General features: G+C 62.0%; 12 protein-coding genes. 2 read left to right on the top strand and 10 right to left on the bottom strand.

Features of this window, described 5'->3' with window-relative positions:
* Window positions 1-41: 41 nt before the first annotated feature.
* From rlmD to GTP45_RS05565, 7 genes are all read right to left on the bottom strand, one after another.
* On the bottom strand, window positions 42-1,385 hold the full coding sequence (rlmD, locus tag GTP45_RS05595; protein WP_161012905.1) for a 23S rRNA (uracil(1939)-C(5))-methyltransferase RlmD: 1,344 nt from the start codon (window positions 1,383-1,385) through the stop codon (window positions 42-44).
* Between the two features lie 76 nt (window positions 1,386-1,461).
* Window positions 1,462-2,466, bottom strand: coding sequence for an RNA polymerase sigma factor RpoS (gene rpoS / locus GTP45_RS05590; RefSeq protein ID WP_161012904.1), 1,005 nt, complete (start codon window positions 2,464-2,466; stop codon window positions 1,462-1,464).
* Between the two features lie 7 nt (window positions 2,467-2,473).
* Entirely contained in the window at window positions 2,474-3,412 is a 939-nt protein-coding gene (locus GTP45_RS05585) for a peptidoglycan DD-metalloendopeptidase family protein (protein ID WP_161012903.1), read from the bottom strand.
* Between the two features lie 29 nt (window positions 3,413-3,441).
* Window positions 3,442-4,311, bottom strand: coding sequence for a protein-L-isoaspartate(D-aspartate) O-methyltransferase (locus GTP45_RS05580; protein ID WP_161012902.1), 870 nt, complete (start codon window positions 4,309-4,311; stop codon window positions 3,442-3,444).
* On the bottom strand, window positions 4,308-5,045 hold the full coding sequence (surE, locus tag GTP45_RS05575) for a 5'/3'-nucleotidase SurE (protein ID WP_161012901.1): 738 nt from the start codon (window positions 5,043-5,045) through the stop codon (window positions 4,308-4,310). The genes GTP45_RS05580 and surE overlap by 4 nt, the downstream gene beginning before the upstream one ends.
* A 70-nt stretch (window positions 5,046-5,115) precedes the next feature.
* Window positions 5,116-7,083, bottom strand: a complete 1,968-nt coding sequence (locus GTP45_RS05570) for a KGGVGR-motif variant AAA ATPase (RefSeq protein ID WP_161012900.1) — start codon at window positions 7,081-7,083, stop codon at window positions 5,116-5,118.
* A gap of 9 nt (window positions 7,084-7,092) precedes the next feature.
* On the bottom strand, window positions 7,093-7,698 hold the full coding sequence (locus GTP45_RS05565; RefSeq protein WP_161012899.1) for a toll/interleukin-1 receptor domain-containing protein: 606 nt from the start codon (window positions 7,696-7,698) through the stop codon (window positions 7,093-7,095).
* A gap of 159 nt (window positions 7,699-7,857) precedes the next feature.
* On the opposite strand from GTP45_RS05565, the gene GTP45_RS05560 reads away from it, so the two are divergent.
* Window positions 7,858-8,844 (top strand): NADPH:quinone oxidoreductase family protein, encoded by a 987-nt coding sequence (locus tag GTP45_RS05560; RefSeq protein ID WP_161012898.1) that lies wholly within the window; start codon window positions 7,858-7,860, stop codon window positions 8,842-8,844.
* 90 nt (window positions 8,845-8,934) lie between these two features.
* Here GTP45_RS05560 and yoaA read toward each other — a convergent pair whose 3' ends face one another.
* Window positions 8,935-10,971, bottom strand: a complete 2,037-nt coding sequence (yoaA, locus tag GTP45_RS05555; RefSeq protein ID WP_161012897.1) for a DNA repair helicase YoaA — start codon at window positions 10,969-10,971, stop codon at window positions 8,935-8,937.
* 15 nt (window positions 10,972-10,986) lie between these two features.
* Window positions 10,987-11,187, bottom strand: coding sequence for a YdcH family protein (locus GTP45_RS05550; RefSeq protein WP_092273701.1), 201 nt, complete (start codon window positions 11,185-11,187; stop codon window positions 10,987-10,989).
* Between the two features lie 148 nt (window positions 11,188-11,335).
* On the opposite strand from GTP45_RS05550, the gene GTP45_RS05545 reads away from it, so the two are divergent.
* Complete coding sequence (locus GTP45_RS05545) at window positions 11,336-12,139, top strand: PP2C family protein-serine/threonine phosphatase (RefSeq protein ID WP_161012896.1); 804 nt, start codon at window positions 11,336-11,338, stop codon at window positions 12,137-12,139.
* Here the strand turns inward: GTP45_RS05545 and GTP45_RS05540 are convergent, their stop codons facing one another.
* Window positions 12,140-12,784, bottom strand: coding sequence for a hypothetical protein (locus GTP45_RS05540; protein WP_161012895.1), 645 nt, complete (start codon window positions 12,782-12,784; stop codon window positions 12,140-12,142).
* Window position 12,785 lies beyond the last annotated feature (1 nt).

The following is a 12,785-nucleotide window of genomic DNA, read 5'->3' as shown; positions in this document are numbered from 1 at the left end:
CACGCCTCCTGCAAAGTCAATAACATTAGAAGAAAACCACTTTAGACCAAGTCGAACACGGCCATCGATTCGACGTGCGAGGTGTGCGGGAACATGTTGACCACGCCGGCTTTGTCGAGCTTGTAGCCGGCCACGTTGACCAGCACGTTGGCGTCGCGCGCCAGGGTCGATGGGCTGCACGAGACGTAGACGATGCGCTTCGGCAGGAACTCCGGGTTGGTCTTGCGCAGTTCGCCCAGCGCCAGCGACAGTTCCATCGCGCCGTCGCGCGGCGGGTCGATCAGCATGCGGTCGAACTTGCCGAGGTCGATCAGGTCTTGCGGCGTTACCTCGAACAGGTTGCGGTTGTAGAAGGTGGTCTTGCTATCCAGGCCGTTGGCCTTGGCGTTGCTCAGCGAACGGTCGGTCAGCGCCTGGCTGCCTTCGATGCCGACCACTTCGCGCGCCAGGGTCGCCAGCGGCAAGGTGAAGTTGCCGAGGCCGCAGAACAGGTCGGCCACGCGGTCTTGCGGCTGCACATCCAGCAGGCGCAGCGCCTTGTGCACCAGCACGCGGTTGATGTGGTGGTTCACCTGGGTGAAGTCGACCGGCTTGAACGGCATGCGTACGCCGTATTCGGGCAGCAGGTAGTGCAGCTGCGGCTCCAGCGGGTAGAACGGCGCGGCCGTTTCCGGGCCCTTGGTTTGCAGCCAGAACTGGACTTTGTACTGGTCGGCGAAGGCCTTGATCTTGGTTTCGTCGTCGGCGGTCAGCGCGTCCATGATGCGCAGCACCAGCACGGTGACGTCTTCACCAATCGCCAGCTCGATTTGCGGAATCTGGTTGTACAGCGACAGCGAGCCGATCAGCGCACGCAGCGGCATGAACATGTCCGACACGTGCTTCGGCAAGATCTGGCAGCTCTTGATATCGGCCACGAAGATCGATTTCTTCTCTTTGAAGCCGACCAGCACCGTGCCCTTCTTCTCGACCCAGCGCACCGACAGGCGCGCGCGGTAGCGGTAGCCCCAGGTCGGGCCGTACATCGGGCGCATGATGTTGTCGGCCGTGACTTTGCCGATGTGCCACAGGTTATCTTCCAGCACGCGCTGCTTGATCGCCACCTGCGCGCTCGGCTCGATGTGCTGCATGGAGCAGCCGCCGCAGTAGTCGAAGTGCTCGCACTTCGGCTTGACGCGCATGGCCGATTCGCGGTGCAGCGCGGTCATGCGCGCCGCCTCCCAGTTCTTTTTCTTCTTGAAGGTCTCAAAGCTGACGCGCTCGCCCGGCAAGGCGCCTTCCACGAACACCACTTTACCCGGCGTGCCGTCTTCATTGTCTTGCATGTGGCCGACGCCGCGGGCGTCCATGTCGAGCGATTTGATGTCGATGGTATTTTCTTGCATAGCGTTCAATATTGAATGGCAAAAGGAAGGCGTCGGCACATATGCCGGGCCGATATGATAGCAGAATGGGAAGGGACTACAGCAGGGAATCGCGGACGACGCCGCGCGCAGCCATCGCCCGCTTGAGCTTGACCAGCGCCTCCTGCTGGATCTGGCGCACCCGTTCGCGGGTGACGCCCATTTCCTCGGCCAGCGTTTCCAGCGTGGCCGGGTCGTCGTTGTCGAGACCGAAGCGGCGCATGATAACGATGCGCTGCTTGTCCGGCAGCTTGGTCAGCCAGTCGCGCACCAGCACCGTCATTTCGTGGTGTTCGGCGCGGGCGTCGGGACTATCGTCGGCATCGCCGGGCAGCATGTCCATCAGCGACGATTGCGGATCGTTGTCCAGTGGCGCATCGAGCGAGGTGGCGTGCTCGGACAGCGCCAAAATATCTTGCACCTCTTCCACCGGACGGCCGACCAGCTCGGCGATGTCCTCGGCGGTGGCATCCTTGCCGTTGTGGTGCTGGGCTTCGAGGTGGTATTTGCCGCGCAGGATCTGGTTCAGCTCGCGCACCATGTGCACCGGCAGGCGCACCGTGCGTGCCTGGTTCATGATGGCGCGCTCGATGCTCTGGCGTATCCACCAGGTGGCGTAGGTTGAAAAACGGAAGCCGCGCTCGGGCTCGAACTTGTCGATGGCGCGCATCAGGCCGATGTTGCCTTCCTCGATCATGTCGAGCAGCACCACGCCGCGGTTGATGTAATGCTTGGCGATCGACACCACCAGCCGCAGGTTGTGCTCGATCATGGTCTGGCGCGCGCTGAAATCGCCGGCCTTGGCCAGGGTGGCGTAGTGGACTTCCTGCTGCGCGGTTAAGAGCGGGCGGGTGCCGATCTGGTTCAGGTAGTGCTGGGTGGTGTCGGTGGACAGCTCGGCGGCCAGCACTTTTTTCAGTTCATCGACGCTTTCGAGTACCGCGCCGGCTTCGGGCAGGTCGGCGTCGTCGGCGCCGTCGGTGATGACATCATCACTCCCCTCGTCCCGGAAGTCATCCGGGAGTGCATCATCGTCTATCTGATCGCGCGGGGTAGATGTCATGGTTCAGCTAGCGGTTAGGCAGGAATCGGGACGGGTCTACCGGTTTGCCCTGCTGCCGTATTTCAAAGTGCAGCTTGACGGAGTCGGTATCCGAGTCACCCATTTCCGCAATCATTTGTCCCTTGCTTACGCTCTGCCCTTCCTTGACCAGGATGGTCCGGTTGTGCGCGTAGGCCGACAACAAATTATTACTGTGCTTCACAATAACGAGATTACCATATCCGCGGATGCCGCTACCGGCATACATCACTTTTCCTGCGCCGGCCGCCACGACTTGCTGGCCAGCCTTGCCGGAGATATCCACGCCCTTGTTCTTGCCTTCGTCGAAAGTAGCCACGACCTTGCCGTCAGCCGGCCACACCCAGCTCAGGCTGGCGTCGTCGGCGGCCAGCGCCGGGGCGGCCGGCACGGCAGGCGCCGGCGTCGATGGGCGGGTGACGGCGGCCACGGCCGGTGCAGGCGTGGTTGCTGCCGGGGCAGCGTCCTTGCCGTTGTCGGCGCGCTGCAATTCGGCCAGATTGGCGTCGGTGTACGGTTTCTTCTCGCCTTTCGGACCGGTTTTCTTGGCAACCGGCGGGGTGACCGGCGTTTTATCGGACGGCGGCATGACGATGGCGGCAGTTTCCACGCCGTTGCTCTCCGGCGGCAGCACGCGCAGCACCTGGTCGACCTTGATGTCGTTCGGGTTGGACAGATTGTTCCAGGCCACCAGATCGCGGTAGTTTTGGCCGAATTCCAGCGCAATGCGGATCAGGGTGTCGCCTTTTTTCACGGTGTACAGGCCGCGCTCATCGCGCGCCACTTGCGCCGTTTCGCTCGGAGTGGCCGGCTTGACCGGCGGTGGAATGGTACGGTCGACGACCGGGGCTTGATTAGGAGTGGTACCGCAGGCGCTCAATAAAGCGAGCGCAAAACTCATTACGAGCAGTTTGCTTTTATTCGTCATTCTCATTGTCGTGTCTAGTGGTTCGGGCGTTACACCACGCCCGGGCGCAGCGGCACGAAATGGCAATCTTCCAGCGTCTGGCTGGCCCATTCCGTCTTGCCGATGCGCGTAATCAGTTCCAAGTGCTGCGAGCGCGCGCCCACCGGCGCGACCAAACGGCCGCCGATGGTCAGTTGCTCCAGCAAGGCTTGCGGCACTTCCAGCCCGGCCGCGGCCAGAATGATACCGTCAAATGGAGCCGCTTGCGGCAGCCCAAGCATACCATCTCCGTAGTGCAAACGCAGATTCGGTACCCGCAGCGGCCGCAGATTGGCCTTGGCCAGCTCGTGCAGCGGCTTGATGCGCTCAATCGAATACACCTCCTGCGCCACGCAAGACAGCACCGCCGCCTGGTAGCCGCAGCCGGTGCCGATCTCCAGCACGCGCTTGAGCTGGCCGCCGTTGCGCATCACCTCGATCATGCGGGCGACGATGTAGGGCTGGGAAATAGTTTGGTGGTGGCCGATCGGCAGCGAGGCGTCGACGTAGGCTTGCGGCGCCAGCCCTTCGTCCATGAACATATGGCGCGGCACCGTGTCCATCGCGCCCAGTACCACTTGATCCTTGACGCCCTGCTTGGCAATCCGCTGCACCATGGCGCGCCGCACGGCGTCCGACACCAGCGGATTGGAGCGCGGCGCGGCGGCCGGCGCCGGCTGGGCGCGCTCCATGGCGTAACTATGGGATTTGGACGGCGCCGCCACCGGGCGCGGGGCGGGATACAGGGGCGGCGCGTGGCGCGCAGCGTTTTGCGTAGCAGTTTGCGGTGTTGCCACCGGCGCGAATACCGTTGCCTTTTTGGCCCCCTTGTCTACTACCGAGGACAGCGGCAAAGGAAAGGTACGGTTTTTTTCGGTCATGCCAAGGCCTTTGCCAATGCACTGAGTTGGGAGGTGTGGGTGAGGTCGATTTGCAGCGGGGTGATCGAGGTCTTACCAGCGGCCACGGCATGGAAGTCCGTGCCCTCGCCCGCATCCTTGCACGCCCCCGGCGGGCCGATCCAGTAGATATCCTTGCCGCGCGGATCCTTGGCCTTGATCACCGGCTCGGACTGGTGGCGCCGGCCCAGCCGGGTTGCCGCCACGGCGTTAAGTTGCTCATAAGGACGATTCGGTATATTCACGTTCCACAGACAGGGTCGCGGCAGCGCCTCGTAGTAGCGCTGGATCAGGTCGCGCGCGTGGCGGGCGGCATCGTCGATGTGCTCCCAGCCGTAGGCGCCCTGGGAAAAGGCGATGGCGGGAATGCCGAACAGGAATCCTTCGGTGGCGGCGGCCACGGTGCCGGAGTACAGCGTGTCATCGCCCATATTGGGGCCGTTGTTGATGCCGGACACCACCAGATCCGGCCTGTAGTCGAGTATCGCTGTGAGCGCCACGTGCACGCAATCGCTGGGCGTGCCGTTGACGAAGTAAAAGCCATTGGCGGCGCGCTGCACCGACAGCGGCCGGTCCAGCGACAGGGAGTTCGATGCGCCCGAACGGTTGCTGTCCGGCGCCACCACCACGATCTCCGCGATGGGCGCGAGCGCCTCGGCCAAGGCATTGATACCTGGCGCCAAGTAGCCGTCGTCATTGCTTATCAGGATTCTCATGCAGGAGATTTTACCCGAAGCAATGCCCTTGCTGCGCATAGCAACCGCGCGGAAAACATATTAATTTTTATCAACGAGACGGCGTGTGCGGCGTGGCCAGGTGCAGCTCCAGCGCCAGCAATTCATCCGCGCTGCGCGACCAGAGGCCGTTGGCTGAATTCTGCGGCCGCCCTCGCCCGGCCGAGCGCACCAGGGCATCGCCATAATCATCCATGGACGCGTTCTGGTGCAGCTCGTGCATGGGCGGCAATTCGCCGGCCGGCACGCCCAGTTGCAGTTGCACGTCCAACAACTGTTCGCGGGCGCGGCGGGTTTCCGGGTGATCCGGCCCCAGCCGCCGCAGGTGGGCGTGCAGCACCGCTTCCAGCAGGCTGCGGGCGGCCTCCAATTCCTCCATATGCAACAAAGTGCGGGCCAGCGCGGCCTTGCTGCGCAGCGTGTCGGCATGCTCGGCGCCCAGCAAGCGCTTGCGCGCGGCGAGGACTTGCTCTTGCACGCTGCGGGCGTGTTCGGCGTCGCCGCGTTGCAGCAGCAACTCGGCGCGGGCGGCCTTGGCGGACAGGGTTACCAGATGGTCGGCGCCGAGCAGCTTCATATAAGTATCGATGACGGCGTCTTGCACCGCCAGCGCCTCGGCCAGCCGGCCTTGCTGCCCCATGGTGACAGCGAGGTTGCTACGCGCCGCCAGCGTATCGAAATGCTCGGAGCCCAGCTGGCGCTCGCGCGCGTCGACCACGCATTCCTCGAGAAATTGCGCCTCCTCCAGCTTGCCCTGCTGGCGCAGCGCGGCGGCCATGCTGGTCTTGCTGGCCAAAGTGTCAGGGTGATCCTCGCCCAAACTGCGCTGGCGCAAGGCGAGGCTTTCCTCGAAACAGGCCAGCGCCTGGCGCAGCTTGCCCTCGCGCCGGTATAAATCGCCCAACTGGTTGAGGTCGCGCGCCAACGGTTGCGGCACTGCCCGCGCCGCGCCGCCCCCTTCCGACACCAGGCGGCGCGCCTCATTGATCGAGGTCAGCAAGTGGATTTCGCGGTGGGACTGCCACGGGAAATAGCCGGGCGCCAGCCACGCGAGGAAGGCCTCGAAAGTACGCGTCAGCGAGAAGCGGTCGCCGCCCTGGTCGAGCCGCACCGCCACTTGTTCGCCATAGGCAAAGGTGCGGGTCTGCTGCAGCTGCACCTCGTCGAAATAGCTTTCCAGCGAGACTTTCTGCATGCCGTAGCAGTCGCGGATCAACTCTTCAAAACTGGGCTGATAGCCGAGAATGTGCTGGCGCTCGTCGCCGCGCCGCCAATGGGAGCGCTGGATGCTGTCGCCCATCTCTATGCGCGATGGCAGGGGATAGACCAGCAGCGGCCGCTGCTCATCTTCGTGGCTGCGGCGGTAAGTGGTGGCGCGGGTGACCAGCGCTTGCACGCCCTCCAGGCTCTGCCGGTTTGGCGTGAACACTACCACCAGCTTGCGCGGCAGCAAGGTCGTGCAGATGCCGGCGCTGTCGCTGCGGCCGGTGCGCGAGTCGACCAGCACGTAGCGGAAGTGGCGCGACAGCCGGTCGGCAAAGCAGCGGAACAAGGCTGGGCAGGTGTAGAACAAGTCTTCCCAGCGCAGCGCGGCCAGGCGCTCGCCGTAGCTGTCGTCGCAGCGGCCGGCGCGCATCAGGTAGAGCTGGCTGCTTTGATCGACCCGGCTGACATATTGCTCCCAGCCAACAGCCTCCAGCACCTCGTGCGCCAGCGCTTCGTCGTCCACCGCCGCGCCGCCGCTGCGCGGGCGTTGCAGCCGCTCGCGGCAGGCCTCGAATAATTCCAGCACGCCGGGTTTGGCCTCCTGATGCTGGTCGGGAAAATAGTGGTGCAGCCCCGGCGCCTCCAAATCCCAGTCGATCATCAGCACCGGCGTGGTGGCGTTCTGCTGGCGCGCCAGCAGCACTGCTATATTAGACAGCGCCATCGTGCGCCCCGTCCCACCTTTATAAGAATAGAAAGTAATCACTTCACCGCTGGTGCTGAGCGGCGGCAGGGTCAATGGATTGAGTTCCATGGCAAACCTTTATCGTGGGAAATGTGGAGGAGGAATGACGCGCCATTCGGGCGGGATTTCCGGCATCACGAAACGACCGCAATCGTGCCCCGGCGGCGTGCTATGTTTTAGACAGTGGTAATGCTCGGCAATGCGGTGGACGATTTTTTCTATGTCCGGCAGAAACTCTGGATTGGTTTTCAAGTCGCCGCTGGCCAGCGTATAGCGCGAGAAATCCACGTACATGCCCGGCCCGGCAATTTGCGGCGGCAGACCGTTCGGGTGGCGGGTCATGATGACGGGGATGATCAGGTGGCTGGGCAGCGTGTACCACTGTTTGCGCTCGTGCTCGATAAGTTGCATGGCTGCAAACTCGCGGCGGGTGTAGCCGTGGGCCTCGTACTTTGGTGTATAAATAGCAATCATGCAGACGCTTTCGCACAAGGCGCGCGCGATCTTCTCGTCGAGGTCGTCCCCGCCCCCGAGTTGCTCGCTATCAACAAATAGCTCCTCTTCATTATCAAAGTGGGGTTCGAGATAGCACTTCAAGGCATCGACCAGGTCGTCCTTGAATTTGCTCATGTAAGCATGCTGGCCATGTGCATAACTGAAAAAGCAGCCGTGACGGATAGTCATGACATCCTCCCTGCGTTTAACCAACTCTAACAAGCCTTAATGCAGAGACTTTGAGCTAGCACAAACGTGCGCCAGACCGAAGTTTGCGCAAACGGCTGGCAGTTTCAGGTAAGATAAAAATATAACGACCGTACTTTTTTTATAATCAAGGAGACGCACATGAAAGCTGTCGTATGCGAAGCGTGGGGATTGCCGGACACGCTAAAAGTGAAAGAATTGCAAGATCTGGAACCCGCCCCAGGACAGGTAGTAATCGATGTACAAGCCGCCGGGGTGAACTTCCCGGACGTATTAATCGTGCAAGGAAAGTATCAGTTCAAGCCCGAACTGCCCTTCGTTCCCGGCAGCGAAGTGGCCGGCATCATCCGCTCGGTTGCTGCTGATGTGACAACTTTTAAAGCTGGCGACAAAGTCATCGCCTTTGTTCCGACCGGTGGTTTTGGGCAGCAATTGTTAGCTCCCTTACAAGCCCTGATCCCGATGCCACCGGGTATGGATTTCGAGACTGCGGCAGCCATCACCCTCACCTACGGCACCTCGTATCACGCGATTGTGAACCGTGCCAAGCTAGAAAATAGTGAGAACATGCTAATTCTTGGCGCAGCCGGAGGGGTAGGCCTGGCGGCGATTGAGATCGGAAAAGCCCTTGGAGCCCGCATTATTGCTTGTGCTTCGAGCGACGAGAAGCTGGAAGTGTGCCGACAGCACGGCGCCGACGTGCTGATCAACTACAGCAAGGAAGATTTGCGCGAGGCGGTCAAGGCGGCCACCGGCGGCAAAGGCCCGGACGTTATTTACGACCCGGTCGGCGGCGAATATACCGAGCCGGCATTCCGTTCAATTGCGTGGGGAGGACGTCACCTGGTGGTGGGATTCGCCAACGGCGACATCCCGAAAATGCCGCTCAATTTGACCCTGCTCAAAGGTGCGTCATTGATGGGCGTCTTTTGGGGCGAGTTCACCAAGCGTGATCCAAAAGGCAACGCGGCCAATATGCGCCAGCTCTTGCAATGGTTGCATGAAGGCAAAATCAAGCCGCACATTTCGGGACGCTACAGACTCGAAGAAGCGCCCCAAGCCCTAAACGATATGGCGTCGCGACGGGTTACCGGCAAGATTGTAGTGTTGCCACAAAGTGATTGTTGAGCATGCTTTCACCCCGCACGGCGATATGCTGCGGGGTCTGACCCCGTACGGGGTCAGACCCCTCTGGCAGTGGGGTTTCACTACCGAAAGTTACTGATCGGAATTCTTATTTTTGAAGAATTCGATCACTACTTCTTGCTCCCGGGTACGTTTGAAGGACGGCAGGCTTTGCCAAATCCGCTTGCCGTAGGGCTTGGAAATCACCCGAGGATCGCACAGCATCAGCACGCCGCGGTCTTTTTCGTCGCGGATCAGGCGGCCGGCGCCCTGCTTCAGATTGATGATTGCTTCAGGCAGGGTGTGGCTCATGAAGCCGTTTTTGCCCTGTTTTTCCATTACTTCGATGCGTGCCGCCAGCACCGGATCATCGGGCGGCGCAAACGGAAGCTTGTCGATAATCACTAAAGACAGCGCATCGCCGCGCACGTCGACACCTTCCCAGAAGCTTTGCGAGCCGATCAGCACGCCATTCCCAGCTTTACGGAACTGATCCAGCAGCTCGGTGCGGCCTTTATCGCCCTGCACGAACAGCGGGAATGGCAGGTTGCGCTTCTCAAATTCATCGCGCAAGCGCTCGGCCGCACGCTTCACGGCGCGCAAAGTCGTGCACAAAAGGAAAGTTTTCCCGCCCGCTGCCTCGATCACCGGCAGCGCGAGATCCAGCACGGCGTCCGTGTAGCCGAAGGAATTCGGATCCGGCAAGCCGGTCGGCACGTACAAAATGCCCTGCTCCTCGTAATTGAACGGACTCGGCCATGACATCGATGGCTCGTTGCCCAAGCCCATTTGCTCGGAGAAATGGCTGAAGTCGTTCTTCACCGCCAGCGTTGCCGAGGTGAAGATCCAGCTGCGCGGCACGCCTTCGCGCTGGCCGTTGAAGATCGGCGCAATCGACAGCGGCGTCTTGTGCAGCTGCAAGGATGAAGCATAGGCCTCGACCCAGAACACGGCTTCCTCGCCCTTGGCGACCTTGGCTTTCGGATCGAATTTCCAGGCAGCCAGCCGGCCCACGAGGTCAACACCGCGCTGGCGGCATTGTTCCAGCGTTTCCGCCCGTTCGGCTTGCTTTTCCAGCACTTCCATCATGCCGTCCAGCTCGTCTTTCAACGTTTCCAGCGCCGGGAAGAAGTCGCTCGACGGCGCGATTTGCGGCAGGGACAGGCGCACGATGTCCTGCGGGAAAGTCAGGCGCAGGTCGCGCGCGGCTTTTTCGACCACGGTAACAACCTTGCCCCAGTCGGCGCCATCGCGCGCGTTCGACAAGCCCTCGGCCAGCACGTCGCGGCACAGTTCCAGCACCTGCGAGGTGGAGAACGTGTCGCCGAAGAACAAGGTGGCGGTATCCGGCAGCTGGTGCGCCTCGTCGAAGATAATCGTGTTGGCCGACGGCAGCAACTCGGTAATCCCGGAATCCTTCAGCGCCACGTCGGCGAAGAACAGGTGGTGGTTGACCACCACCACGTCCGCCTGCTGCGCTTCCTTGCGCGCCTTCATGACGAAGCAGTCCTGGTAGTACTGGCATTCCGTGCCCATGCAATTGTCGCGGGTCGAGGTCACCAGATTCCAGATCAGCGCATTTTCCGGCACCCGCGCCAGCTCGGCCTTGTCGCCGGTCTTGGTCATTTTCAGGAAACGCGAGATTTCGCGCAGGTAGCCGACGTCGTCACGCGAGGTCATGCGGCCGTTCTGCAGCGTACGCTCCAGATGGTAGTGGCACAGATAATTCGAGCGCCCTTTCAGCAGCGCCACCGACACCGGCGCCTGCAAAGCCGCGCGCACGGTCGGGATGTCGCGCAGGAACAATTGATCCTGCAAGTTCTTGGTTCCGGTCGAGACGATGGTTTTGCCGCCCCACATCAGCGCCGGCACCAGATACGCAAAAGTTTTACCCGTACCCGTGCCCGCCTCGGCAATCAGCGTAGTTTGCGAGGCGATGGCCGAAGCAATCGCCTTGGCCATCTCGGTCTGCGAGCGGCGCGGGCGAAAGTCGCCCACGGCCGGCCCCAGCGGCCCGCCAGCCCCAAACAGGCGCTCGACCTCGGAATCGTACTTGCCGGGAGGCTGTTCAGGTGTGGCGCCGATAACGGCAGGGATGGCGTCAGGCGCGGGTGGCAGGTGTTCGGTCAAAATAAGTAGTGTGCGTTACGCCGGAACGTCAGGCACAAGTTGCATTTTCAGCAGAGTAATGTGGTCTTTCAGCTGCAGTTTGCGCTTCTTCAAGCGGCGCAGTTGCAGTTGGTCGTGGTGTCCGTCCAGCGTGAGCATATCGATTACCGCGTCCAGATCGCGGTGTTCGACGTCAAGTTCGATTAAACGACGTTGGATATCTTGTACATCAGCCATATTTTTCAATCAAATAGTTTCACTGGAACAACACCGACGTTGCGAACCCGTTGCGCACGAACTGCGACACGGTGCATAGTTTAATCTACGGCGCGTCAGCCGCCAACAGAATGATCGCTCACCCGCCGTTCAGGATACAGTACCGACTATGAGCGCCTATAAAATCGAGGCCGGAACCGCCCAGCACATCGGCAGCCGGTCACAACAAAACGACCGGGTGGCCCTGTACACGGCCGCCCAAGCCCCGGGCTACGTGATGGCAGTGCTGGCCGACGGCAATCACAGCCCCATCGCCGCCGACCAGGTGCTGTTGACCAGCAAGCACTTGTTCGACGAGTACCGCGTCGGCGACACCGCCAACCTGCCCCGCCTGCAAGAACTGCTGCGCAATATCGCGCAAGAGGTGCACCAGGTGATCACCATGAATCCGCTGTCGGCCACGGCCGAGCCGCAAAGCGCGGTCGCCCTGCTGGTGCTGACGCCGCAAGCGCAAGCCGTCTGGGCCCACGTCGGCGACGCCCGCATCTACCGTTTCAGCGGCGAAAGCTGCGCCATGCGCACCAATGACAGCGCCTACGTCGAACACCTCACCAATCACGACAAGCTGCCGCCGGAAGCGGCCAGGAAACATCGCGGCTCGCGCCTGCTCAACAACGTGCTGGGCAATAGTTTGAAGGAACCATTCATTACGGTCGGCCACCACGAGGGCTTGCAGGCCGGCGATGCGCTAATGCTGTGCTCGGACGGCTTGTGGCAGTTGTTCCGCCCCGAAGAATTGGCGGCGGCGGTGGCGCGCAACACGCCAAGACTAGCGGCCGAACGCCTGATCGGCAAGGCCGGCGAACGGGCGCAGGGCAAAGGCGATAATTGCTCGATGGCGATCATCAAGCTGGTCGCCCCGCCGCAGGAGGCGCCCGGCTACACCGTCGAGAAGATGCGCCGGGCCGTGTAATTACTTGGCCGGCGCCGGCTGGGCCTCGGCCTTTTTCTTGTCGGCTTCAGCGCGCGCGGCAGCTTTTTCCGCCTTGGCGGCGTTTTCCGCTTTGCGGCGTTCGACTTCGGCCTGGCGGCGCTCGGATTCGGCTTTTTTCTTCTCGAACGCTTCGACATTGGCGGCGCGCTTGGCGGCGCCGGCGGCAGCTTCCTGTTCCAAGCGCTTGAGCTTGGCTTCATGCTCGGCTTCGCGGTCGGCCACGCGCGGGCCGGTCGGTGCCTTCGGCGGCTCCTTTTCTTCGTGCGGCGGCTTCGGCGGCTGGGCGGCGCGCAGCGCGGCCTCCTCCGCATCCTTGCGGGCGCGTTCGGCCAGATCGGCATCGCGCTTGGCGACCGAGTCGGCACGCTTGAAATGCTGCGCGTCGACCTCAGTGGCGCGCAAGGCGGCCAGCGCCACGCGGCGTTTTTCCTTGGCCTTGTCCAGGCAGTTGTTGACGAAGAACTTGGTCGAGCATTCGCGCTCGCTGGCAGCGAATTCCTCGTGGACGGCGGCGCGATCCTGGGCCACCTTGATCAAGGCGGCGTTGGCCTGCTCGACCGAGGTGACGTTCTGCGCCTGCGCGTTGACAACCAGCGCGCCCAGCAATGCGATCAGTGCTTTCATT

Source organism: Duganella rivi, from assembly GCF_009857435.1.
Lineage (GTDB): Bacteria > Pseudomonadota > Gammaproteobacteria > Burkholderiales > Burkholderiaceae_D > Rugamonas > Rugamonas rivi.
The sequence above is the reverse complement of the archived record's forward strand: the minus strand, read 5'-3'. Positions and strand labels throughout refer to the sequence as shown.